Below are 24,644 nucleotides of genomic sequence, written 5' to 3' on the forward strand. Positions count from 1 at the left end.
GAGCCCGGAGCCCGGCGGCCGGTCAGGCCGCCGTGGTCACCGCGGCGGACGACTCCGAACGCAGCGCGGGCACCGAGGGACCGGCGGCCCCGCGCAGCGGATTGTCCTGCCGCGCCGACAGCCGCCTGCCCAACCTCAGCGCGAGCACCGATATGCCCAGCGAGCAGACGATCAGGCCCGCGATGTACGCCCCGTAGAGACCGGCACCCGCCATCAGCCCGCCGACCGCCGGGCCGACCGCCAGCGCCAACTGCTTCACCAGGGAGAACGCCGCGTTGTACTGCCCCAGCAGGGACGACGGCGCCAGATCGGCCACCAGCGGTGCGACGGTCGGCGACAGCATCGCCTCACCGAGACCGAACAGCGCGTACGCCGAGACGATCGCGGCCGTGCCCATGACCTCGCTGCCCGGCACCAGACCGGCGGCCCCGGCCACCGCCCACGCGACCGTCCACACCAGCCCGACCAGCGCGATCACCCGGCTGCGCCGCCGCCGCTCGACCAGCTTGAGCACCACGAACTGCGCCAGCACGATCGCCGCCGTATTCGCCGCAAGGGCCACGCCCAGCATCGCGGGCGACACATGGGCGACGTCCACGGCGAACGCCGACAGCCCGGACTCGAACTGCCCGTAGCAGGCGAAGAACAGCACGAACCCCAGCACACACAGCTGCACCATGGCCCGGTGCTCCAGCAGGGCACGCCAGCCGCCCGACCCGCCTTCGGACGCCTCGGTCGGCACCGCACCGTCGAGCACCGGCCCCTTCGGCAGCCGTACGGTCGCCACCGCGGCACCCAGCACCAGGAACATCACCGCGTCGATCGCGAACAGCCGCACGAAGCCCGCCGGGGACGAGGTGTCCACCAGCAGCCCGCCGAGCAGCCCGCCGACGCCGAGCCCCAGATTGCTGAGGAAGAACTGCATCGCGAAGGCACGCGACCGGGTCGCGGGCGTCGAGCACCACACGATCAGCGTGGCCAGCGCGGGCTGGATCACCGCCATGCCCGCGCCGAGCACCCCCGCCGCGGCGAGGACCAGCGGCTCGCTCGCCGCCAGCCCGAGCCCCAGCGAACCCACGGCGGAGGCGATCGCACCCGCGACGGCAACAGACAGCGGCCCCCGCCGGTCGATCACCCGACCGGTGAAGGGCAGCACGACAAGCGCGGCCACCGCGAACATCGCGAGCACCAGGCCCGCCGTATGCGCACCGAGATCCCTCACCTGCGCCACATAGACGAACAGGAACGGGACCGTGAAGCCGTTGCCGAACGCGCTCAGCGCGTTGCCCAGTTGGATCCGGCGCAGCGCTGCGCCCATCGCGGTGGTCACACTCACCTACCTAGGTCGAGAAGGTCGTACGGAGTCGGACGAAGCCCGCATACTCGAAGCCTCAAGACTTCGAAGCTAAACTTCGACGCTTAAGAGTACACGGCGAAGAAGTTCAGTGCGAACGAGTTCCGTGTCATACTCCGCACATGGCTGACACCCCCGACCCGGACGACCTGCTGACCCTCGAGGAGCAGATCGCGGCCTACCAGCGCGAATTCCAGGACCTGGACCCGCAGGTGGAGCAGGTCGTGAACGCCCTGAGCCGACTCACCCGGCGGATGAACGTCGCCTACAGCAGGCAGTCCTCGACCCTCGGCATCAGCAGCGTCGAGTTCGAGGTCCTGAAGGCCCTCGTCCTGTCCGGCTCCCCGTACCAGCTGGGCCCCGGCGAACTGGCCAAGCGGCTCGGCCTCACCCCGGCCGCCATGACCCACCGCATCGACCGCCTGGTGAACGAGGGGCTCGTCACCCGGGAGCGTGATGAGAACAATCGCGTCCGCGTCATCGTCGAGCTGACGACCGGCGGCCGCGAGAAGTGGCTGGAGGCGATGCGCCGGGCCTCCGTCTTCGAGGAAGACCTGCTCCAGGACCTGTCCTCCGAGGAGCGCGGCGCCCTCGGCGAGATGCTCGCCCGCGTCCTGCGCCGGGTGGAGGAGGCCCAACCGGACGCCGACGGACGGCTGAACGACCTCGGTTGAGGCATTCGGCCGACACGGGTTGACACCGATCAGACCGATCCGTAATGTTCCCCCAGCTGCCACAGAGCCGTAACGGTTCATCGGTACGCACTCGAGCCGCACCGGCGGCAAACCACTCTGCACGACCCCCAATCGGGAACGACTTCGGCATGCCGAAATCCGGACCGAAAAGCTCGATTATGAGCATCCGGGGGAATCCGCTAAAGTGGTGGACACGCCGGAAGGCGCGAAACACCCCGCTCCAACAAGGGGCCGGAAACGGAATTCGGACCGGAAACGGAACGGAAAACGGATCTGGTAAGGTTGGAAACACGAAAGGCCGAAAGGCCGGAGGGAAGAGCCCGGAGAAACCGGTGATACGGTTTCAAAGGAAGCGTCCGTTCCTTGAGAACTCAACAGCGTGCCAAAAGTCAACGCCAGATATGTTGATACCCCGTCCGCATCATCGATGTGGTCGAGGTTCCTTTGAAGAAAAAACACAGCGAGGACGCTGTGAACCATCGGATTATTCCTCCGGTGGTTCCGCTCTCGTGGTGTTCACCAGGATTACCTGGAAGCATTCACGGAGAGTTTGATCCTGGCTCAGGACGAACGCTGGCGGCGTGCTTAACACATGCAAGTCGAACGATGAACCCGCTTCGGTGGGGGATTAGTGGCGAACGGGTGAGTAACACGTGGGCAATCTGCCCTGCACTCTGGGACAAGCCCTGGAAACGGGGTCTAATACCGGATACGACACACGACCGCATGGTCTGTGTGTGGAAAGCTCCGGCGGTGCAGGATGAGCCCGCGGCCTATCAGCTTGTTGGTGGGGTGATGGCCTACCAAGGCGACGACGGGTAGCCGGCCTGAGAGGGCGACCGGCCACACTGGGACTGAGACACGGCCCAGACTCCTACGGGAGGCAGCAGTGGGAATATTGCACAATGGGCGCAAGCCTGATGCAGCGACGCCGCGTGAGGATGACGGCCTTCGGGTTGTAAACCTCTTTCAGCAGGGAAGAAGCGAAAGTGACGGTACCTGCAGAAGAAGCGCTACTAACTACGTGCCAGCAGCCGCGGTAATACGTAGGGCGCAAGCGTTGTCCGGAATTATTGGGCGTAAAGAGCTCGTAGGCGGCTTGTCGCGTCGGATGTGAAAGCCCGGGGCTTAACCCCGGGTCTGCATTCGATACGGGCAGGCTAGAGTTCGGTAGGGGAGATCGGAATTCCTGGTGTAGCGGTGAAATGCGCAGATATCAGGAGGAACACCGGTGGCGAAGGCGGATCTCTGGGCCGATACTGACGCTGAGGAGCGAAAGCGTGGGGAGCGAACAGGATTAGATACCCTGGTAGTCCACGCCGTAAACGTTGGGAACTAGGTGTGGGCGACATTCCACGTTGTCCGTGCCGCAGCTAACGCATTAAGTTCCCCGCCTGGGGAGTACGGCCGCAAGGCTAAAACTCAAAGGAATTGACGGGGGCCCGCACAAGCGGCGGAGCATGTGGCTTAATTCGACGCAACGCGAAGAACCTTACCAAGGCTTGACATACACCGGAAACGTCTGGAGACAGGCGCCCCCTTGTGGTCGGTGTACAGGTGGTGCATGGCTGTCGTCAGCTCGTGTCGTGAGATGTTGGGTTAAGTCCCGCAACGAGCGCAACCCTTGTTCTGTGTTGCCAGCATGCCCTTCGGGGTGATGGGGACTCACAGGAGACTGCCGGGGTCAACTCGGAGGAAGGTGGGGACGACGTCAAGTCATCATGCCCCTTATGTCTTGGGCTGCACACGTGCTACAATGGCCGGTACAATGAGCTGCGAAGCCGTGAGGTGGAGCGAATCTCAAAAGCCGGTCTCAGTTCGGATTGGGGTCTGCAACTCGACCCCATGAAGTCGGAGTCGCTAGTAATCGCAGATCAGCATTGCTGCGGTGAATACGTTCCCGGGCCTTGTACACACCGCCCGTCACGTCACGAAAGTCGGTAACACCCGAAGCCGGTGGCCCAACCCCTTGTGGGAGGGAATCGTCGAAGGTGGGACTGGCGATTGGGACGAAGTCGTAACAAGGTAGCCGTACCGGAAGGTGCGGCTGGATCACCTCCTTTCTAAGGAGCACATAGCCGACTGCGAGCGAATGACTTGCACGGTTGCTCATGGGTGGAACGTTGACTATTCGGTGGATCGGCTGAGCTGCCGTCTTCAGTACTGCCCCTTCGGGGCGTGGAACGGGACCGTGGTGAGGAAGATCTGCCGGGCACGCTGTTGGGTGTCTGAGGGAATGACCCCTCGGAGGCCGGAGTCCATGAAGTCTGTGGGCGACTGGTCGTTGTTTGAGAACTGCACAGTGGACGCGAGCATCTGTGGCCAAGTTTTTAAGGGCGCACGGTGGATGCCTTGGCACCAGGAACCGATGAAGGACGTGGGAGGCCGCGATAGGCCCCGGGGAGCTGTCAACCGAGCTTTGATCCGGGGGTGTCCGAATGGGGAAACCCGGCAGTCGTCATGGGCTGTCACCCGCTGCTGAACACATAGGCAGTGTGGAGGGAACGCGGGGAAGTGAAACATCTCAGTACCCGCAGGAAGAGAAAACAACCGTGATTCCGGGAGTAGTGGCGAGCGAAACTGGATGAGGCTAAACCGTATGTGTGATACCCGGCAGGGGTTGCGCATGCGGGGTTGTGGGAGTGTGCTGGATCGGTCTGCTTACCGGTCGGAGAGTCAGAAACCGTATGGATAGGCGAAGGGCATGCGAAAGGCCCGGCGTAGAGGTAAGACCCCGTAGCTGAAATCTGTACGGCTCTCTTGCGTATTTCCCAAGTAGCACGGGGCCCGAGAAATCCCGTGTGAATCTGGCGGGACCACCCGCTAAGCCTAAATATTCCCTGGTGACCGATAGCGGATAGTACCGTGAGGGAATGGTGAAAAGTACCGCGGGAGCGGAGTGAAATAGTACCTGAAACCGTGTGCCTACAAGCCGTGGGAGCGTCGCGCAGAGACTTGTCTCTGCGTCGTGACTGCGTGCCTTTTGAAGAATGAGCCTGCGAGTTTGCGGTGTGTTGCGAGGTTAACCCGTGTGGGGAAGCCGTAGCGAAAGCGAGTCCGAATAGGGCGGTTTAGTAGCGCGCTCAAGACCCGAAGCGGAGTGATCTAGCCATGGGCAGGTTGAAGCGGAGGTAAGACTTCGTGGAGGACCGAACCCACCAGGGTTGAAAACCTGGGGGATGACCTGTGGTTAGGGGTGAAAGGCCAATCAAACTCCGTGATAGCTGGTTCTCCCCGAAATGCATTTAGGTGCAGCGTCGTGTGTTTCTTACTGGAGGTAGAGCACTGGATAGGCGATGGGCCCTACCGGGTTACTGACCTTAGCCAAACTCCGAATGCCGGTAAGTGAGAGCGCGGCAGTGAGACTGTGGGGGATAAGCTCCATGGTCGAGAGGGAAACAGCCCAGAGCATCGACTAAGGCCCCTAAGCGTATGCTAAGTGGGAAAGGATGTGGAGTCGCAGAGACAACCAGGAGGTTGGCTTAGAAGCAGCCATCCTTGAAAGAGTGCGTAATAGCTCACTGGTCAAGTGATTCCGCGCCGACAATGTAGCGGGGCTCAAGCGTACCGCCGAAGTCGTGTCACTACAGCAATACCTCTAACGAGGGCTGTGGTGGGTAGGGGAGCGTCGTGTGCCGGGTGAAGCAGCGCCGGAAGGTAGTTGTGGACGGTTCACGAGTGAGAATGCAGGCATGAGTAGCGATACACACGTGGGAAACGTGTGCGCCGATTGACTAAGGGTTCCTGGGTCAAGCTGATCTGCCCAGGGTAAGTCGGGACCTAAGGCGAGGCCGACAGGCGTAGTCGATGGACAACCGGTTGATATTCCGGTACCCGCTTTGAAGCGCCCAATATCGAATCCTCTGATGCTAAGGCCGTGAAGCCGCCCTGATCTCTTCGGAGTTGAGGGGAGTGGTGGAGCCGCTGATCCAAGGTGGTAGTAGGTAAGTGATGGGGTGACGCAGGAAGGTAGTCCAGCCCGGGCGGTGGTTGTCCCGGGGTAAGGGTGTAGCCGAGGAGTATGGTTGTGGTGAAGTGGATGATCCGCTTCCTCTAGCGAGTTTCATGGCGGCCCGTACCCTAAACCGACTCAGGTGGTCAGGTAGAGAATACCGAGGCGTTCGGGTGAACTATGGTTAAGGAACTCGGCAAAATGCCCCCGTAACTTCGGGAGAAGGGGGGCCATTGCTGGTGATCACTCTTGCAGTGTGAGCTGGTGGTGGCCGCAGAGACCAGCGAGAAGCGACTGTTTACTAAAAACACAGGTCCGTGCGAAGCCGTAAGGCGATGTATACGGACTGACGCCTGCCCGGTGCTGGAACGTTAAGGGGACCGGTTAGCTCCATTTCGGTGGGGCGAAGCTGAGAACTTAAGCGCCAGTAAACGGCGGTGGTAACTATAACCATCCTAAGGTAGCGAAATTCCTTGTCGGGTAAGTTCCGACCTGCACGAATGGCGTAACGACTTCTCGACTGTCTCAACCATAGGCCCGGTGAAATTGCATTACGAGTAAAGATGCTCGTTTCGCGCAGCAGGACGGAAAGACCCCGGGACCTTTACTACAGCTTGATATTGGTGTTCGGTTCGGCTTGTGTAGGATAGGTGGGAGACTGTGAAATCATGACGCCAGTCATGGTGGAGTCATTGTTGAAATACCACTCTGGTCGTGCTGGATGTCTAACCTGGGTCCGTGATCCGGATCAGGGACAGTGTCTGGTGGGTAGTTTAACTGGGGCGGTTGCCTCCTAAAGGGTAACGGAGGCGCCCAAAGGTTCCCTCAGCCTGGTTGGCAATCAGGTGTTGAGTGTAAGTGCACAAGGGAGCTTGACTGTGAGACCGACGGGTCGAGCAGGGACGAAAGTCGGGACTAGTGATCCGGCGGTGGCTTGTGGAAGCGCCGTCGCTCAACGGATAAAAGGTACCCCGGGGATAACAGGCTGATCTTCCCCAAGAGTCCATATCGACGGGATGGTTTGGCACCTCGATGTCGGCTCGTCGCATCCTGGGGCTGGAGTCGGTCCCAAGGGTTGGGCTGTTCGCCCATTAAAGCGGTACGCGAGCTGGGTTTAGAACGTCGTGAGACAGTTCGGTCCCTATCCGCTGTGCGCGTAGGAGTCTTGAGAAGGGCTGTCCCTAGTACGAGAGGACCGGGACGGACGAACCTCTGGTGTGCCAGTTGTCCTGCCAAGGGCATGGCTGGTTGGCTACGTTCGGGAGGGATAACCGCTGAAAGCATCTAAGCGGGAAGCCTGCTTCGAGATGAGGGCTCCCACCCACTTGATGGGGTAAGGCTCCCAGTAGACGACTGGGTTGATAGGCCAGATATGGAAGCCGGGTGACCGGTGGAGTTGACTGGTACTAATAGGCCGAGGGCTTGTCCTCAGTTGCTCGCGTCCACTGTGTTGGTTCTGAAATAACGAACTGTGTCGATATCCGGTTTGTTTGTTTCATAGTGTTTCGGTGGTCACAGCGTTAGGGAAACGCCCGGTTACATTCCGAACCCGGAAGCTAAGCCTTTCAGCGCCGATGGTACTGCAGGGGGGACCCTGTGGGAGAGTAGGACGCCGCCGAACAAATTTTAGAAAAGGCCCTGTTGGGAGCTTGAAGCTCCCAACAGGGCCTTTTTGCTGTTCTCCCTCAGCTCACTCAGCTCAGCGCTGTCTGGTGTCTGCTGTACCGGGGGCGTCCTACGTGGCCTTACCCGACCAGCGTGCGGTGCGGCCACCGGGCTCGTGCCTGCTCCTGCGAACGCATCAGCGCCAGCGTGGGCAGTCCCTGTGCGGCGCCCTGGGCCAGCAGGTCCGGCAGCGCCGGGAGCGGCGCCACGGCGGCCACGTCATCCAGCACCAGGGTGAGTGGTGGGTCGAGCCGACCGGAGGATGACCGTTCGGCCATGCGCCGGCCGTGCTCGACCACGTGCGAGGCGAGTGCGGTCAACAAGGGCATCGCACCCGGATGCGACCGGGGATCCTCGATGGATTCCCCCATCAGATAGAGCGTTCCCCCTTCACCGATGAATGACTCCAGGGCGAGCGCATCGGCCCGCGCCGGATTGCACGCGTCCCTGATGTGGATCGAGGAGAGTGCGCCCAGCACACGCGCCGTCAGTTCCTGTGCCATATCGCGGCGTTCGGGATGCGCGGTGAGGGTGGCTTCCAGCTCGCCCGCCGAGCCGCCCGCCGCCTTGGGGTGCGTACGGAGGATCCGTACCGGCTCATGCGCCGAACTGCCCTGTGCCCAGCGGTGTACGTGGCGGAAGGGTCGGCCGTCCACCGCGGCGGCGTGCAGCCAGCAGCGCAGCATCGTCTCCGCGGCCTCCGCCAGGGGCTGGTCCATCGCGTGTGCGGGGCGTACGGGGGCCAGCAGGGCGGCGGCGCGGGCGGCCGCGACCTCGCGGGAGCCGCACCCGTCCGCCGGGTTCCAGCGCAGCCGGGCGGGGGTGTCGAGGAGGTGGGACGGGTCGAAGACATGGGTCGGCCCGAACTTGGCGCGGGCGTCCTTGGTCGCGGCCCACAGATCGGGATCGCTGGTGAGGGCGAGAACGGGGCCGACCGCCTCCAGGATGGCCTGGGCGGCGGCTTCGCCGCGCTCGGCGCCGAAGAGGACGCGGGACCTTGCCGGTTCCCCACCGGGGCGGAACAGTCCGGCGGCGAGGTCGGCGTCTGGGGCGGACAGCGGCTGTGGCGCCGCTACGGGGCCCTGGGGGCTGTCCTCCGGGCCGTACGGGGCCAGGGAGTACGCCTCGGCCTCGGTGCGTTCCGGTCGCTCTGTGCGCTCCGTGGCGACGGGGCCGGTTGCCGTCTCGTACGCGGCGACTGGAGGGGCGATGGCCTCGAGCGGGTCTGCGGAGCGGTGCGTGCCGGTGCCGTGAGGCGTGACCGCGTCGGGGGCGCCGGGCGTGCTGTGTGCGACGGCGCGGCCTGGTGCGGTGGGCTCCGGCCGGGCGGCCGGGCCGTGTTCGTCGGCTGGTGGTCTGGTGGGGCCCGTACCCGTCCCATGGAGGGGCGGGGGGTCCTCGGCGGCCGCCGAGGGGCCTGCGGTGCCCCGCTCGGTGCCCTCGGGGGCGTACGCGGGGCCAGGGACCCGCTCCGTACCCGTGCCGTCCGCAGCGCTCTGCGCGGCCTCCGCCCGCGCGGCGCGGCGCTTGGCGCGGACCAGCCGGTAGCGGGTCACCGTGCCGACCGCGAAGACCGCGAGCACGATCAGCACCATCAGCTCGCTGATGAGGATGCCCCAGAACAGCCCGTACCCGGAGAGCTGGGCCTTCGGTGTGTCGGGCCACGCCGCCGCCAGGTCGTGCGGCTCCTCCACCAGGTGACGCAGTGCCAGGGGCGTGTGCAGGAAGGTCAGGCCGTCCGGCCAGGCGCCGTGCGCGAAGAGCGCGGACAGGCCGGTCGCCGACCAGATGAGCCCGATCAGCCCCAGCAGGAAGGCGAAGAGGCCGACCAGCAGCCCGTCCGGAACGCCGCCGTCCGGGGGCCGCTGTCTTCCGTGACCGTGCTCCGCGGGTCCGCCGCGGTACTGCCCGGCCGCCATGTCAGGCCACCGTGGAGCCGTACGACGGACCGCCGTAGGGGTCCGCCTCCGCCGCGGCCTCGACCGCCGCCGCCGCTCGCTCCTCGGCCTCCGCCTCGGCGGCGAGCTGGACGGCCATCGCGTCCTCGGTCATCGCCCGGTCGGTGTAGACGAGGGGGCGCTCGGCCTCGGTGATCAGGTGTTTGACGACCTGTACGTTGCCGTTGACGTCCCAGACCGCGATACCGGGGGAGAGCGTCGGAATGATCTCCACCGCCCAGCGGGGCAGGCCCAGCACCCGCCCGGTGGCCCGGGCCTCGTCCGCCTTCTGGGCGTAGATCGTCCGGGTCGAGGCCATCTTGAGGATCGCCGCGGCCTCGCGTGCCGCCGCGCCGTCGACCACGTCGGACAGATGGTGGACGACGGCGACGAAGGACAGGCCGAGCCGTCGGCCGAACTTCAGCAGCCGCTGGAAGAGCTGGGCGACGAAGGGCGAGTTGATGATGTGCCAGGCCTCTTCGACCAGGAAGATGCGCTTCTTGCGGTCGGGCCGGATCCAGGTGTGCTCCAGCCAGACGCCCACGATGGCCATGAGGATGGGCATCGCGATCGAGTTGCGGTCGATGTGGGACAGGTCGAAGACGATGAGCGGCGCGTCGAGATCGATTCCGGCCGTGGTCGGACCGTCGAACATGCCGCGCAGGTCACCGTCGACCAGCCGGTCCAGCACCAGGGCGACGTCCAGGCCCCAGGCCCGTACGTCGTCCAGGTCGACGTTCATCGCCTCCGCCGACTCCGGCTCGGGGTGGCGCAGCTGCTCGACGATGTCGGTCAGCACCGGTTGGCGGTCGGTGATGGTCTCGTTGACGTAGGCGTGCGCGACCTTGAGGGCGAAGCCGGAGCGCTCGTCGAGCCCGTGCCCCATCGCGACCTCGATGATCGTGCGGAGCAGGGCCAGCTGACCTGTCGTCGTGATCGACGGGTCCAGGGGGTTGAGCCGGATGCCGCCGTCGAGGGCCGCCATCGGGTCGAGCCGGATGGGGGTTATCCCCAGCTCCTGGGCGATCAGGTTCCACTCGCCGACCCCGTCCTCGCCCTGTGCGTCCAGCACCACCACCTGGCGGTCGCGGAACCGGAGCTGACGCAGGACGTACGTCTTCTCCAGGGCCGACTTGCCGTTGCCGGACTCCCCGAGCACCAGCCAGTGCGGGGCGGGCAGCTGCTGGCCGTACAGCTGGAACGGGTCGTAGATGTAGCCCTTCCCGGAGTACACCTCGCGCCCGATGATGACGCCCGAGTCGCCGAGGCCCGGAGCCGCGGTCGGGAGGTAGACGGCCTGCGCCTGCCCCGTGGACGTACGGACCGGCAGCCGAGTCGTCTCCACCTTCCCGAACAGAAAGCTGGTGAACGCGTCGGTGACGGCGGTCATCGGATCGGCCACGGCGGAGCCCCTATCGTCCCAGTCCCAGTCGTCAGTCGTCTTCTCACGGCTATCGATCAGATGCGGTCGGCTAACGGCGGATACCGGTCGCGAACGGCAACGTGTTCACAAACGCCCGGTGGTGCTCACGGTCGCACCACTCCAGCTTGAGATAGCTCTTCCCCGCCGAGGCCCGGATGGTCCGCTTGTCGCGGGCCAGGCCCTCCGGCGAGCGGGAGGAGACGGTGATGTAGCCGACCAGGTTGACGCCCGCGGCGCCGCTGGCCAGGTCCTCGCCGCGCTGGTCGAGCCGGCCGTGCGCGGCGATGTCGCGCGGGTCCACCGTACGGTTCATCTTCGCGGAGCGGCTGGCCTCGGCCTCGTCGTTGACCTTTTCGGTCAGCATCCGCTCGATCGCGATCTCCGTGGGCTCCAGATCCATGCAGACGGCGACCGTACGGATGACATCGGGGGTGTGGACGAGCAGCGGGGCGAGGAAGTTCACCCCGACCGGCGTCATGGGCCACTCCTTCACCCATGCGGTGGCGTGGCACCACGGCTCGCGGGTGCTGGACTCACGGGTCTTCGCCTGGAGGTACGTGGGCTCCATCGCGTCCAGCTCGGCGGGCCAGGCGTTGCGCTTGGTCATCGCCTGGATGTGGTCGATGGGGTGGTCCGGGTCGTACATGGAGTGGATGAGCGAGGCCAGCCGGCCCTGCCCGAGGGGCTGGCGCACCCGGATGTCGGCCTCGGCGAGCCGCGCGCAGATGTCGGTCAGCTCGCGCGCCATGATCACGGCCAGGCCCGCGTCCTTGTCGATCCTGCCGCCACCGCCGCTGCGACGGGTGGCGCGCGCGATGGCCTGCGCCTCGGCGGCCAGGTCGCGGGTGTAGTGCATGCAGGCGACGAGGTACGCGCGGTGCTGCTCGGAGGAGGTGGACACCATCGACTGAAGCTGGTCGTACGAGTCCTTGAGCCACACCGGGGCGCCGTTGTCGCCGCGCCGCTCGACGTCCTTGGCGTGCGCGTCCGGGTCGGCGGGGAGGGTGCGGGCCAGCATCTGGAGGCGCGTCACGAAGCCGTCGCCGTTGGCCACGTGCTTGAGCAGCGTGCCGAACCGGTCGACCAGCGCCTCCTGGTCCTCGCTGTCCCGCAGGCCCACGCCCGGGCCCTCGATCTCGATCGCGGCGGTGACGGTGCGGCGGTCGGCGTGCAGCAGGACGGCGATCTCGTCCGGGCCGAACGGCGCGGCCAGCCAGTTGATCCGGCCGATGCCGGGGGGCGGGCCGACCTCCACCTCGCGGCCGTCGAGCCGGGTACCGGCCTCGGCGGCGCCGGAGCGGTAGCCGGTGGTGCCCTTGCGGACGCTGCGCCGGTACGAGCGGTTGATCTCGAACCAGCGGTAGAACGTCCGCCCGTTGTACGGCACGTACACGGCGGCCAGCGCGAGGGTCGGGAAGCCGACCAGGGCGACGATGCGCAGCGTCAGCATCGGCACCAGCAGCCCGCACATCATCCCGATGAACGCGCCCGCGATGATCAGCGCGATCTCACCGGTCTCGCGGTTCTTGCCGACGATCGCGTTGGGGCGGGCGCGCCCGATCAGATACGTGCGGCGCGGTGCGATGGCGTGGGACTGGGCATCGACCGTCACCGCCGGTCACCTCCCGGGTTGTTGCCTGAGCTGTTGTTCTGCGAGCGGGGGGCGGGGGCGGACCCGCCCCCGGAGTTGCCGGTGCGGCCGGCGCCGGAGGCACCCCCGCCTCCACCGGTACGGGAGCTGTGCGCGGCGACGCCGCCGGACACGGGGTTGGCGGGCTTGGTCTGGGCCGGGCGACCCCCGCCGCCGTCGCCCCCGCCGCGGGCGCTGTGGGTGTTGATGCCCTGCTTCACCAGGGCCGCGGGCGAGCTGATGACCGCGGCGGCCTGACGGGACGCGGGGTCGGCGCTGGCACTGCGGGCCTTGACGATCTCGTCGCCGAAGCCGGGCACGAAGCGGTAGATCATCGCGCTGGCGAAGATGGCCAGGATGATGATGGAGAGGCCGGAGACGACGGCCGAGAAGGCGTCAGGCTCGTTACCGGAGGTGGAGAGCGCGCCGGCCAGCGCGAGGACTATGACGATGACCGGCTTGACGAGAATCACCGCGATCATGATCCCGGCCCAGCGGCGGACGTGCCCCCACATGTTCTTGTCGACGAGCCCCGCGTAGACGGCCGTGCCGAGCAGGGCGCCGACGTAGAGCAGGGCCGCGCGGATGACCAGCTCCAGGCAGAGCACACCGGCCGCGAGGATCGTCACGAGCGACACGACGATGAGCATGATGGGGCCGCCGCCGATGTCCTCGTCCCGCTTCAGGGCCTGGGCGAAGGAGCCGAAGAAGGCGTCGTTGTCGGCGCCGGTGCCGGAGGCGATGGCGTCCGTGACGGCGTCGGTGGCGGTGACGACCGTATAGAGGATGAGCGGGGTGAAGGCGGAGGCCAGGACCGTCAGCCACAGGAAGCCGATGGCCTCGGAGAGGGCCTCACCGAGCGGGACGCCGCGGATGGCTCGCTTGGCGACGGCGAGGAGCCAGAGGATGAGGGTGAGGACGGTCGAGGCGGCGAAGACGACGGCGTACTGGCGGAGGAAGGCCTCGTTCGTGAAGTCGACGTTCGCCGTCTCCTTGACGAGCTTCGAGAGCTTGCCGACGAGCCAGGCGGCGGCGTCGGCGCAGCCGCGGGCCAGGGAGGCGGCGGGGTCGAGGGGGTTTGACGGGTCGGAGCCGGGCGACCCACCGCCGCCGTTGTCCTCGCACAGGTCCTTCCACTGCCCGTCGACACCGGAGCAGCCATCGTCGCTGCCTGACGGACTCGGCGTCGGGGAGGGCGCTGCGGCAGCGCGAGACGCCAGCAGGATGCAGGCGGCCTGGACGGACGCGAGCATGGCTCCGATGGAGAGGGCACGATGGCGATTAGCGGGCATACGTGAACCCTCCGAACCCTTGTACGGCATTGGCCATGTCCTCAGCTGAGGAGGCGGCTTGATCGCGGCCGACAGGTGTGGGGCCGGCCTTCTGGGCGTACTGAGTCACCTTCCAGTCACCCTCGACCCACTTCAGCTCGAACGTGTCCGTGTACCAGCTTTCGGTGACCGGGGTCTTGGACCCTTCTCCGGCGAGGCCGAAGAGAAGCGAGTGCCAGACGGCGATCCGGGCAGTGCCGTCGCCGAACTTCGACACCTTGGTGCCCACCGGGTTCGTACGGGAGACGAAGGTCATCCCGTCCGGGGGGTTGCCGTTTGAATCGAGACCGGCGTTGGTGAGGATCTTGTTACCCGAGAGCGCCTTGTCCAGTTCCTTCAGCCGCGTGGCCGCGACGCCCGGTGCGTAAATCGCGTTCACGATGGCGTGACGACGGGCGGTTTTGTACATACCTTCCGACCCCAGCGCCACCGCATAGTTCGCCGCCGCGCTCTGCGCCCCCTGCTGGGACTTCGGGAAGCCCGATGCGATGCCCGTCGTGCCGTTCTTGCCGGTGACCGGGCGGGTGCCGGTGGGGGCGGTGGGCTGGGCGTCGGCGTTGGTGCCGCCGGAGTCGGCGTCGGACGAGCCGCCGTCGCTCTGGCCGCCGCGGTTGACGAAGGCGATGGCGGCGAGGAGCAGGACGACGACCCCGATGACCGTGATCAGGTTGCGGCTCGGCTTGACGGCCCGGCCGGGGCCGCGGCGGGGCGGGCCGTACGGGTCCTCGTCGCCTTCGGGCAGGCGGGTGCGCGTCAGGTGGCCGCCGGAGGCCGTGCCGCGGGTGCGGCCGTCGTCGTGGCCGTCGTAGTCGTAGTCACCGCCGTAGCCGCCGTCGCCGCCGAGACTCATCGCGTGCTCGCCCCTTCAACCGTGCCAACCCTGCCGCAGTCCGTGGTCGGTGTTCCGCCACGCTGGTACGACGGTAGCGGCGTGGACCGACGTGTGGGCGTGGTGGTGTGAGTGGACATCAGACTGACACGACCTCGGCGACGGGGGCGGCGGGTGCGGGCATCAGGAAGCAGCCTCGGGTACGGAGGGTGGGGCCGGTAGGGGGGATCGGGGGCGGAGGCTCGGGGGCGGGGCGTGCGCCGCGCGCGCGGGGGTCGGCTCCGGTGTGCGGGGGCGCAGGCCGGGGCGGGGGCGGGGGCGTGGCTAGATGGCCATGCCGTACACGATCGTGAAGAGCGTGCCCAGCGAGCCGATGATGAACACGCCGGTCAGCCCTGCGACGATCAGTCCCTTGCCCTGCTCCGCGCTGAAGGTGTCGCGCAGTGCGGTCGCGCCGATGCGCTGCTTGGCCGCGCCCCAGATCGCGATGCCGAAGCACAGCAGCAGCGCGACGGCCATGACGACCTCGATCATGACGCGGGCCTCGCTGCCCAGGCTTCCGAAGGGGCCCCAGTCTGGGGCGATTCCGCCGATGATGGTGTTGATGTCGCCCTTTTCGGCCGCTAGGAACATAATGAACTCACCGCCCCTTATGGGTAGTTGTGTGCCCCGGCCGAGCCGGCGTGGGGTCAGTCTCTATCTTCGCTGACGATTCCGCTTCCGCATGTCGACTAGGCGGCATTTCTTGGCGGATCTCGTACGTGTTGTGGACCACGGTGACCTGGCAGGAGGACGAGCCATGTCCATCACGGTCCATCAGGTGCCTTATGGTCACTCTGTGTATCACGCGGGTGGGCGCCGGGCAACGATCGGTAGCGGAGCCCTCTATTCCTCCGCGACATCCTCCGCGACCTCCTCCGCGAAGTCGTCGAACTCCCCTGCCTTGACCCCCTTGAGGAACGCGTCCCACTTGGCCTGGGTGGTGACGACGACGGTCTCCGGGTCGTTGCTCTCGCGCATGTAGATCCGGCCGTCGGGGCCCGCGGCCACCTCCAGGTAGGCGCCCGCCTCCTCGTCCTCGTCGGTCGAGGCCCGCTGCCAGTCCAGCTGCGTCATCCGTGTTCCTTGGGGTTCATGGGGTGTGAGGTGCTCGAACGGGCCGGACTTTACGCGTTCCGCGGGGTGCGCGGAGGGGGTGCAGGGGGCGCACGGCACCGGTCGGCCGTAGGGTTTCGGCTGGCGAGCGGCTGATTTTCGCCGTGCGTACGGAAACGCGTTCGTACCGCGGGCTGATGGGGGAGGATGGCCGGGTGCGTAAGGTCTGGCTGGGTGTCAGTGTCGGTATCGGAGTCTCTCTTTCCTTCGTCGTCCTGCTCGTTCTCGGCACCTATATGGTCGCCGGGAACCTCGCGGGCGGTGGCGGAGGCACCAGTGTCGGGCTGGCGAAGGGCTCGGTCCCGGCCACGTACGCACCGCTGATCCAGCGGTACGGGAACTCCTGCCCCGCCCTCAACCCGGCCCTGCTCGCCGCGCAGCTCTACCAGGAGAGCGGGTGGAACGCGAAGGCGCAGAGCCCGGCCAACGCCAAGGGGCTGGCGCAGTTCATCCCCGCCACCTGGGCGTCGCACGGGGTGGACGGCGACAAGGACGGCAAGCGGGACATCTGGAATCCGAACGACGCGATTCCGTCCGCGGCCGCCTACGACTGCTCGCTCGCGAAGTATGTGAAGGACGTGCCGGGCAATCTGACGCACAACATGCTGGCGTCCTACAACGCCGGCGCGTACGCCGTGATCAAGTACAACGGCGTGCCGCCGTACCGCGAGACCCAGAACTACGTGAAGACCATCACCAACCTGGCCAAGAGCTTCGAGGCGCCCACGCAGCGCGTGCAGCCGTCGCGGCAGTCGGCCGCGGCGATCTACTTCGCGCAGAAGCAGCTCGGCAAGCCGTATCTGTGGGGCGGTAACGGCACCCCGGAGCAGGGCGGGCGGTTCGACTGCTCGGGGCTGACGAAGGCGGCGTACAAGACGGTGGGGATCGAGCTGCCGCGCGTCGCCAACGACCAGTGGAACGCCGGACCGCATCCCAAGCGCAATGAGCTGCTCCCCGGCGATCTGGTCTTCTTCGCCTACGACCTCGATGACCCGAGATCCATTCACCACGTGGGGATCTACGTGGGCGGCGGGAAGATGATCAACGCGCCCTACACTGGTGCGGTGATCCGCTTCGACCCCATCGACTCCCCGGACTACATCGGGGCGACGCGGGTGACCAAGGATGGCGCAAAAGCGCTGCCCCAGCCCAGCGCCGCGTGAGGATTCCCTCTGAGCTGCGACGATGGGTCACCCTTCGATAACGTCCCGGTGATCGTTGGGTAGCGAACGGAACGCCTGGCGCAATGAGGGCGTTTCCTGGAAGTGGATCGGCGGCACACCCTTCGGCATCGCTCGCCGGGGTCGTCGGTCGCGGGGAATCACGGGGGTCGGCAGCTGTACGTAGCGACAGGTGAGAGATAAGGGGCCGCGGCACATGGCTGGACTCGCACTGGACGGGTCGAACCCCGATGTCAGCCTTCTCTACGACATCAACGGGCTCGCCAAGGATGCCCCGCACTGGTTCGACCGCGTGATGGAGTTCGTCGGCGAGTACGGGATCGTCATCGGGCTCGCCCTGGTGGGCCTCGGCGCCTGGTGGAGCGTGCGCAAGCGGGGGCAGGACGCGCCGTCCGCCGTCGCCGGGCTGATGTGGGCGCCGCTGGCCGCCGGGATCGCGCTGATCGCCAACATCCCGATCCGCGGTTTCGTCCAGCGTCCGCGGCCGTTCCGGGACCATCAGCTCGAGGTCCTGGTGGCGGGCAAGAACGACTTCTCCTTCGTCAGCGATCACGCGACGCTGACCATGGGGCTCGCCGTCGGGGTCTTCATGGCCCACCGGCGGTACGGGCTGGCGGCGATCGGGCTCGCACTGCTCGAGGGCTTCTGCCGCGTCTACATGGGCGTGCACTATCCGACGGATGTGATCGGCGGGTTCGCGCTGGGGACCGCGGTCGCGCTGCTGCTGGCGCCGCTGGCGATGATGCTGCTGACGCCGCTCACCACCACGATCGCGGGATCGCGGGCCGGCTGGCTGATACGGGCCGGGCGCCCCGGCCCGGCCGCCGCGGCGGGCGAGGGGGTCCCGGAGTTCCCCGAGACCCGGTCGCCGGGCACGGAGCGCGGCAGCAAGGATCTCGCGGCCTGACACACCCGTACGACCGACGGGCGGCCCGGCAGCATCACGCCGGGCCGCCCGTCGTCTGTACAGATACGGACAGAGGAGAGAGGACAGGCCCGCGGGCTCCACAGCGCCTGCGGGAAGCTCAGAGAGCCTGCCGGAACCTCACAGCGCCTGCGGGAAGTCGAAGAGCCGCTTCGGGTCGTAACGCTTCTTCAGCCGCGCCAGCCGGTCCGCGCCGGATCCGTAGTACGCCGAGCGCCAGTTCGTGAGCGTGGCGTCGGTGTAGTTCTGGTACGCCGCCCCGGAGGCGTAGCGCCGCATCGCCGAGTGCGCCGCGTCCAGCCAGGCGTTCTGCGGGGCGCCCGCGCCGCCCGCCGCCCAGGACGCGGTGTACTGCGCGAGGAACCGCGAGCGGCGGTGGACGAAGGCGGTGGCCTGCGGGTCGACGCGGTTCACGGCGCCGCCGAGCGCGGTGAGCGCGATGCTGACCGCGCCGCCGCCGCTGGTGCGCCGCCCGAAGCGCTCGACCTGGTCGAGCATCGCGCGTATCCCCGCCTGGCTCAGCGAGCGGTTGAAGAAGTCGGACCGCGCCGCGTACGTCTCCCGCTTCAGCACCCCGTCGGTGCTGCGGCCGGGCTTGTCGCCGGGTAGATGGCAGCGACTGGTCGAGGAGTCGCCGCATCCCGCGTACATGCGCATCGCGTCGACGTACCCCCGGCGGCGCAGGGTCACCCGGGAGGCGGGGCCGGGGCCGCCGGGGCCGTCGGCGAGCCGGTCCACCGCGTTCTGGAGGTCGCCGTAGGTGCCGAGGGAGAAGCAGCTGATGGAGACGGTCGGGGTGTGGCCGGGGGCGGCCGACAGGTGCAGGGCCGACCAGATCTCGTCGGGCTGGTCGGGGCCCCACTTCTGCCAGGCGCTGAGCACCTTGGCCGCCTTCGACCAGGGCCAGGACATATAGGCGGTGACGCCGTCGCCGGGCTTGCGGGTGCGGAAGCGGAGCTCGGTGACGACGCCGAAGTTGCCGCCGCCGGCGCCGCGCAGCGCCCAGAAGAGGTCGGGTTCGCGGTCCTTGGAGACCTGGAGGGTCTTGCCCGCGGCGGTGATGAGGGTCGCGCCGGTGAGGTGGTCGGAGGTGAGCCCGTACGCCCGGGAGACCACGCCGTGGCCGCCGCCGAGGGTGAGCCCGGAGATGCCGACGCTCGGGCAGGAGCCGCCGGGGACGGTGACGCCGTGGGCGCCGAGCTGGGTGTAGACGTCGATGAGCTTGGCGCCGCCGCCGATGCGGGCCTCGCCCGTGGTGGTGCGGATGGAGCCGAGCGCGGAGACGTCGATGACCAGGCGGCCGTCACCGCTGGAATAACCGGCGTAGCTGTGGCCGCCGTTGCGGATGGAGACGGGGGTGCCGTGGCGTCGGGCGAAGTCCAGACATGCGGTGATGTCGGACGTATTGCCTATATAGGCGACACCGGCGGGCCGCAGATGGTCGAAGCGGGTGTTGTACAGGCGCCTGGCGGCGGTGTAGTCGGCGTCGCCGGGGCGCACCAGGTCGCCGTGCAGCGCCTTGCCGAGCGCGGTCCAGTCCGCGGCCTTCGCCTTGCCGTCGCTCGCCGCGAGCCGGGTGCCCGAGGCGGCGCGGAGGGACGTCGCGCGGCCGGCGGCGTGTCCCGTGGTGGTGCTGCTGCACGCCGCGGCCCAGGTGGCCGTGGATGCCAGTCCCGCGCTCGCTGCCAGCAGTGTCCGCCGGTTCATGGCGGTGTCCCCTCCCTGTCGACCTTTCCCACTGGTCGACCGGGCCACTGCCGTTACTGCGTATGCCGCCCGGTCGCCTGGTCAGAGGAAATGCCGGGCGACGGGGTTCCGTTTGTGGCAGAAGAATGACGATCCGTCGTGTGGGCGCTCGCGTCGTCGCGGGCCAGGGACCGGGCGCGGCGGGCCGGACCGGCCCAGCCGCAGGTGCATCTGGCGAGGCAGAAGGCCCCCTTCTCCACGGTGGAGGTGCGGGGTTGGTCGGGGCCCATGTCACCTGAGTCGAGCACATGACCACGCTACCGGGCCGTGACGGGTGGCCGGAACGGGTCGTTAAACGAACAAGTATCAAGGCGTGGACGAGCGTGGCCAGGGGGTCGACGGTCGATGGTGGTTCAGCGACGCGGTGGTGGAAGGAGACGGGCGAAGGCGGTCGCCGGATGCGTGGCGGGTGGTCTGCTGGCCGGGCTGCTGGCGACCGTCAGCGGCTGCTCGTCCCAGACGGTGGCGGACGAGCGCCCGGGCGGTGCCCCCGGGGCGGCGGCCGCGGTCGCCGTGCTTCAGCAGGCCGCGGATGTGCTGGTGAGTTCCGGGAGTTCACGGGTGCGGACGACCCTGGAGACGGCGACCGGCGGCACCCGGGTGTCGATCGAGGGCAGCGGGGCGTACGACTTCGAGCAGCGGCGGGGGCGGCTGCGGCTGGTGCTGCCGCGGGACGCGACGGGCGCGGCCGAGCACGGGCCGATCACCGAACTGCTGGCGTCCGGTGCGCTCTTCATGCGCAACCGCGGCGCGGGCATCCCCAGCGACAAATGGGTACGGGTGGACACGGCGGGCATTCCGGACGGCAATCTGGTCACCGGCGGGGCGACCGATCCGCTGACCGCCGCCGAACTGCTGCGCGGGGTGCGGCGGGCGAGCCTGGTCGGGGAGGAGGGCCTGGACGGCGCCCTGGTGCGGCACTACCGCGGCACCACGGACATCGGCCGGGCGGCCAAGGTGGCCTCGCACGGCGTACGGGGGCCGCTGCGCGCCGCGGCGAAGGGGTTCACCGACCCGCTGGTGCCGTTCGACGCGTATCTTGACGGGCTGGGGCGGCTGCGTGAGGTACGCCACCGCTTCACCGTGACCAGCCGCGCGAGCGGTACGCGGCCCGCCGAGAGCGCGGACGGGCGGCGCGCGGTGGGGGTGGCCTCGACGACGGAGCTGTACGACTTCGGGGTGGAGACCGCCGTCGAGCTCCCCAAGCCCGCGGATATCTACACAGGAAAGGTCGGATCGCCTCAGAAGTAGTCGGAGGGGCCCGCTCTGTCCTTCGAAATGGCCCATCCGTGCCATGCGCGGAGTGTGTACCGATCCCTACGCTGGGAAGCCGCTGCTCGAAAGTGCTCGAAGGTGCTCGCAGGAGGAGGTGAAACACGTGGTTGCGCGTCGCGGCTCACCGGGCCCGGACCCCGTGGCCCTCGTCGAGATCGATCTCTACGGTGAATTGATGATCGCTGCTGCGAGCGCGGACGAGGACAGGCTCAGTCCGGACCGCATCGACGAGGTGCTCCGGGTGGAGGCCGACCGCTCGGCGGATCGCTCACCCGAGCGATCGGATTCAGCCAACCGCTCGACGGGGCGGACGACCGAAAATGCGGAGCGGCCGGAAACCGACGGTCCGGACGTCGGGTAGCCAGCCGGGCGGGCGGGCCCCTCGGGTCCCGCGGATTCCCTCCGGCTCCTCGGGCCCTCAGGTCCGCAGCAGCCGGGCGATGGCCGCCGTCGCCTCGGCGACCTTGGCGTCCACCTCGTCCTCTCCCTCGTCCCCCTCCTTGGCGGCGCTCTCCACGGCCGCGCTGGCGACGCAGTGCCGCAGATGCTCTTCGAGCAGCTGGAGGGCGAAGGACTGGAGGGCCTTGGTGCTGGCGGAGACCTGGGTGAGTATGTCGATGCAGTAGACATCCTCTTCGACCATCCGCTGAAGGCCCCTGATCTGGCCCTCGATCCGGCGCAGCCGCTTCAGGTGCTGGTCCTTCTGGTGGGCGTACCCGTGGCCGCCGTGGGTAGGGGAAGCCTGGCCGGACGCCTGGCCCCGCTCATCGCCGCCGGTGGGCGCGGTGGTGTCGGCTGCCGTGGTGGTCATGGCGTCCTCCCGTTGTTCACTATCGGTGCACATATACCCCCAGTGGGTATATGGTAACGGCTTTTTCGGCCGAACCGGGCCCCTGTGAAGAGCACACCGCCCGATGGGCGACACTGGGGACGCCGGTTACCGTGGCCGGAAGATGCGCCTAGCATCGTCGAGTCCCCATCCGCCGCATCCCGAGGATCCCCAGTGCGCTTTCGTCTGACCCCCAGGGAGACGAGCTTCTACGACATGTTCGCCGCCTCCGCGGACAACATCGTGACCGGCTCCAAGCTCCTCATGGAACTGCTCGGGGCGGACTCCGCCGCTCGTGCCGAGATCTCCGAGCGGATGAGGGCCGCGGAGCACGCTGGAGACGACGCCACGCACGCGATCTTCCATCAGCTGAACTCCTCGTTCATCACGCCGTTCGACCGCGAGGACATCTACTCCCTCGCCTCGTCCCTCGACGACATCATGGACTTCATGGAGGAGGCCGTCGACCTGGTCGTCCTCTACCAGGTCGAGGAGCTGCCCAAGGGCGTCGAGCAGCAGATCGAGGTGCTGGCGCGGGCGGCCGAGCTGACCGCCGAGGCCATGCCGAACCTGCGCACCATGACGAACCTCACGGAGTACTGGATCGAGGTCAACCGGCTGGAGAACCAGGCGGACCAGATCCACCGCAAGCTGCTGGCCCACCTCTTCAACGGCAAGTACGACGCGATAGAGGTGCTCAAGCTCAAGCAGATCGTGGATGTGCTGGAAGAGGCGGCCGACGCCTTCGAGCACGTGGCCAACACGGTCGAGACGATCGCCGTCAAGGAGTCCTGAGCCCCGGCATGGACACCTTCGCGCTCGTCGTGACCATCGCGGTCGCGCTCTTCTTCACCTACACCAACGGCTTCCACGACTCGGCGAACGCCATCGCCACCTCGGTCTCCACCCGGGCCCTGACCCCGCGGGCGGCGCTCGCGATGGCCGCGGTGATGAACCTCGCCGGTGCCTTCCTGGGCAGCGGGGTCGCCAAGACCGTCAGCGAGGGCCTGATCGCCACCCCGACCGGCAAACAGGGCATGATCATCCTGTTTTCCGCGCTGGTCGGGGCCATCGCCTGGAACATGATCACCTGGTACTACGGACTGCCGTCCTCGTCCTCGCACGCCCTGTTCGGCGGCCTGGTGGGTGCGGCGCTCGCCGGTGCCAGCACCGTTCACTGGAGCGGTGTGGTGGAGAAGATCGTCCTCCCGATGGTCCTCTCGCCCCTCATCGGCCTGGTGCTGGGCTACTTCGTGATGGTCGGCATCTTCTGGATGTTCCGGAAGTCCAACCCGCACAAGGCGAAGCGCGGCTTCCGGATAGCGCAGACCGTGTCGGCCGCCGCCATGGCGCTCGGCCACGGTCTCCAGGACGCACAGAAGACCATGGGTGTGGTGGTGATGGCCCTGGTCATCGGCGGTGTCGAGGAGCAGGGAGACGCGATCCCGGTGTGGGTGAAGATCGCCTGCGCCGCGATGCTCTCGCTCGGCACGTACGCGGGTGGCTGGCGCATCATGCGCACCCTGGGCCGCCGGATCATCGAGCTGGACCCGCCGCAGGGCTTCGCCGCCGAGACGACCGCGGCCTCGGTCATGTACACCGCGTCGTTCATGTTCCAGGCGCCGATCTCGACGACGCACGTGATCACCTCGGCGATCATGGGTGTGGGCGCGACCAAGCGCGTGAACGCGGTGCGCTGGGGGGTCGCGAAGAACATCATCCTCGGGTGGTTCATCACCATGCCCGCGGCGGCCGGAGTCGCCGCCCTCAGCTACTGGATCGTGAACCTGGCCTTCGGCTGATCCGTCGCGGTGACGCAGTGGGCCCGCCCCCGGGAGCCGGGGGCGGGCCCTTTTCGTCGTGCGGTGGCACCGCCATGCAGCACCGCAGGACGCTGTTCCTCGCCTCCTGGGGCGAGGGGCCTGATCAGCCGAAGCGGCCGGAGATGTAGTCCTCGGTCGCCTGGACGGACGGGTTGGAGAAGATCCGCTCGGTCTCGTCGATCTCGATGAGCTTGCCGGGCTGGCCGACGCCGGCCAGGTTGAAGAAGGCCGTGCGGTCCGAGACGCGCGCCGCCTGCTGCATGTTGTGCGTCACGATGACGATCGTGAAACGCTCCTTCAGCTCACCGATCAGGTCCTCGATGGCGAGGGTCGAGATCGGGTCCAGCGCCGAGCAGGGCTCGTCCATCAGCAGCACGTCGGGCGCGACCGCGATGGCGCGGGCGATGCACAGCCGCTGCTGCTGACCGCCGGAGAGCCCGGCGCCCGGCTTGTTCAGCCGGTCCTTGACCTCGTTCCACAGGTTGGCGCCCTTGAGGGACTTCTCGACGATGTCCGACAGCTCGCTCTTCTTGTACGAGCCGTTCAGCTTCAGCCCGGCCGCCACGTTCTCGAAGATCGACATCGTCGGGAACGGGTTGGGGCGCTGGAAGACCATGCCGACCGTGCGCCGCACGGAGACGGGGTCGACGCCGGAGGCGTACAGGTTCTCGTCGTCGAGCATCACCTTGCCCTCGACCCGGCCGCCGGGGGTGACCTCGTGCATCCGGTTGAGGGTGCGCAGGAAGGTCGACTTGCCGCAGCCGGACGGGCCGATGAAGGCGGTCACCGACCGGGGTTCGACGGTCATCGAGATGTCCTCGATGGCCTTGTGGCTGCCGTAGTAGGCCGTCAGCCCGCTGATGTCGATGCGCTTGGCCATGTGAATCACTTCTC

At 67.4% G+C, this 24,644-nt stretch carries 18 protein-coding genes, 2 rRNA genes and 1 other annotated feature; of the genes, 9 read left to right on the forward strand and 11 right to left on the reverse strand.

Going from position 1 to position 24,644, the window contains the following annotated elements; translation table 11 throughout:
* Positions 1–22 precede the first annotated feature (22 nt).
* Complete coding sequence (locus tag HYQ63_RS23465; protein WP_179940416.1) at positions 23–1,330, reverse strand: MFS transporter; 1,308 nt, start codon at positions 1,328–1,330, stop codon at positions 23–25.
* Between the two features lie 146 nt (positions 1,331–1,476).
* On the opposite strand from HYQ63_RS23465, the gene HYQ63_RS23470 reads away from it, so the two are divergent.
* The 3 genes from HYQ63_RS23470 (at position 1,477) to rrf (ending at position 7,622) form a co-directional block, all read left to right on the forward strand.
* On the forward strand, positions 1,477–2,028 hold the full coding sequence (locus HYQ63_RS23470) for a MarR family winged helix-turn-helix transcriptional regulator (RefSeq protein WP_179935734.1): 552 nt from the start codon (positions 1,477–1,479) through the stop codon (positions 2,026–2,028).
* A gap of 559 nt (positions 2,029–2,587) precedes the next feature.
* Positions 2,588–4,112, forward strand: a 16S ribosomal RNA gene (locus HYQ63_RS23475).
* 257 nt (positions 4,113–4,369) lie between these two features.
* Positions 4,370–7,431, forward strand: a sequence feature (mutual gap in cmsearch alignment for this rRNA model is longer than 100).
* Between the two features lie 74 nt (positions 7,432–7,505).
* A 5S ribosomal RNA gene (rrf, locus tag HYQ63_RS23485) occupies positions 7,506–7,622 on the forward strand.
* A gap of 124 nt (positions 7,623–7,746) precedes the next feature.
* Here the strand turns inward: rrf and HYQ63_RS23490 are convergent.
* The 7 genes from HYQ63_RS23490 to HYQ63_RS23520 form a co-directional block, all read right to left on the reverse strand.
* Positions 7,747–9,585, reverse strand: a complete 1,839-nt coding sequence (locus tag HYQ63_RS23490; RefSeq protein ID WP_179935735.1) for a hypothetical protein — start codon at positions 9,583–9,585, stop codon at positions 7,747–7,749.
* 1 nt (position 9,586) lies between these two features.
* Positions 9,587–11,005 carry an ATP-binding protein gene (locus HYQ63_RS23495; protein ID WP_179935736.1) on the reverse strand — a complete coding sequence of 473 codons (1,419 nt, stop codon included), beginning with the start codon at positions 11,003–11,005 and terminating at the stop codon, positions 9,587–9,589.
* A gap of 70 nt (positions 11,006–11,075) precedes the next feature.
* Positions 11,076–12,638 (reverse strand): SCO6880 family protein, encoded by a 1,563-nt coding sequence (locus HYQ63_RS23500; protein WP_179935737.1) that lies wholly within the window; start codon positions 12,636–12,638, stop codon positions 11,076–11,078.
* Positions 12,635–13,948, reverse strand: a complete 1,314-nt coding sequence (locus tag HYQ63_RS23505; protein WP_179935738.1) for a hypothetical protein — start codon at positions 13,946–13,948, stop codon at positions 12,635–12,637. Before HYQ63_RS23505 ends, HYQ63_RS23500 begins: the two co-directional genes overlap by 4 nt.
* Complete coding sequence (locus HYQ63_RS23510; protein ID WP_179935739.1) at positions 13,938–14,837, reverse strand: hypothetical protein; 900 nt, start codon at positions 14,835–14,837, stop codon at positions 13,938–13,940. The genes HYQ63_RS23505 and HYQ63_RS23510 overlap by 11 nt, the downstream gene beginning before the upstream one ends.
* 303 nt (positions 14,838–15,140) lie before the next feature.
* A complete protein-coding gene (locus HYQ63_RS23515) occupies positions 15,141–15,449 on the reverse strand; it encodes a hypothetical protein (RefSeq protein WP_009716148.1) in 309 nt (102 codons plus the stop codon).
* Between the two features lie 252 nt (positions 15,450–15,701).
* Positions 15,702–15,932 (reverse strand): DUF397 domain-containing protein, encoded by a 231-nt coding sequence (locus HYQ63_RS23520; protein WP_123105589.1) that lies wholly within the window; start codon positions 15,930–15,932, stop codon positions 15,702–15,704.
* A 176-nt stretch (positions 15,933–16,108) separates the two neighbouring features.
* Here HYQ63_RS23520 and HYQ63_RS23525 point away from each other — a divergent pair, with 176 nt between their 5' ends.
* Entirely contained in the window at positions 16,109–17,134 is a 1,026-nt protein-coding gene (locus HYQ63_RS23525) for a bifunctional lytic transglycosylase/C40 family peptidase (protein WP_179940418.1), read from the forward strand.
* 214 nt (positions 17,135–17,348) lie between these two features.
* Positions 17,349–18,059 carry a phosphatase PAP2 family protein gene (locus tag HYQ63_RS23530; protein ID WP_179935740.1) on the forward strand — a complete coding sequence of 237 codons (711 nt, stop codon included), beginning with the start codon at positions 17,349–17,351 and terminating at the stop codon, positions 18,057–18,059.
* 138 nt (positions 18,060–18,197) lie between these two features.
* Here the strand turns inward: HYQ63_RS23530 and HYQ63_RS23535 are convergent, their stop codons facing one another.
* Positions 18,198–19,784, reverse strand: a complete 1,587-nt coding sequence (locus HYQ63_RS23535; protein ID WP_179935741.1) for an FAD-binding oxidoreductase — start codon at positions 19,782–19,784, stop codon at positions 18,198–18,200.
* Between the two features lie 384 nt (positions 19,785–20,168).
* On the opposite strand from HYQ63_RS23535, the gene HYQ63_RS23540 reads away from it, so the two are divergent.
* Positions 20,169–21,074: a hypothetical protein gene (locus tag HYQ63_RS23540; RefSeq protein ID WP_179935742.1), complete on the forward strand. Its 906-nt coding sequence runs from the start codon at positions 20,169–20,171 to the stop codon at positions 21,072–21,074.
* 163 nt (positions 21,075–21,237) lie between these two features.
* The gene (locus tag HYQ63_RS23545; protein ID WP_179931903.1) at positions 21,238–21,459 is read left to right on the forward strand and encodes a hypothetical protein; all 222 of its coding nucleotides are present in this window, start codon (positions 21,238–21,240) and stop codon (positions 21,457–21,459) included.
* Between the two features lie 57 nt (positions 21,460–21,516).
* On the opposite strand, the gene HYQ63_RS23550 is transcribed toward HYQ63_RS23545, so the two are convergent.
* Positions 21,517–21,909 carry a metal-sensitive transcriptional regulator gene (locus HYQ63_RS23550; protein ID WP_009716141.1) on the reverse strand — a complete coding sequence of 131 codons (393 nt, stop codon included), beginning with the start codon at positions 21,907–21,909 and terminating at the stop codon, positions 21,517–21,519.
* Between the two features lie 192 nt (positions 21,910–22,101).
* Between HYQ63_RS23550 and HYQ63_RS23555 the strand changes: the two genes are divergently transcribed.
* Both HYQ63_RS23555 and HYQ63_RS23560 read left to right on the forward strand, forming a co-directional pair.
* Positions 22,102–22,722: a DUF47 domain-containing protein gene (locus tag HYQ63_RS23555; protein WP_123107688.1), complete on the forward strand. Its 621-nt coding sequence runs from the start codon at positions 22,102–22,104 to the stop codon at positions 22,720–22,722.
* 8 nt (positions 22,723–22,730) lie between these two features.
* Positions 22,731–23,729 (forward strand): inorganic phosphate transporter, encoded by a 999-nt coding sequence (locus tag HYQ63_RS23560; protein WP_179935743.1) that lies wholly within the window; start codon positions 22,731–22,733, stop codon positions 23,727–23,729.
* 124 nt (positions 23,730–23,853) lie between these two features.
* Here HYQ63_RS23560 and pstB read toward each other — a convergent pair whose 3' ends face one another.
* A complete protein-coding gene (pstB, locus tag HYQ63_RS23565) occupies positions 23,854–24,630 on the reverse strand; it encodes a phosphate ABC transporter ATP-binding protein PstB (protein ID WP_179935744.1) in 777 nt (258 codons plus the stop codon).
* Positions 24,631–24,644 lie beyond the last annotated feature (14 nt).

The sequence above is a fragment of the Streptomyces sp. Rer75 genome (assembly GCF_013414305.1).
Classification (GTDB): domain Bacteria; phylum Actinomycetota; class Actinomycetes; order Streptomycetales; family Streptomycetaceae; genus Streptomyces; species Streptomyces himastatinicus.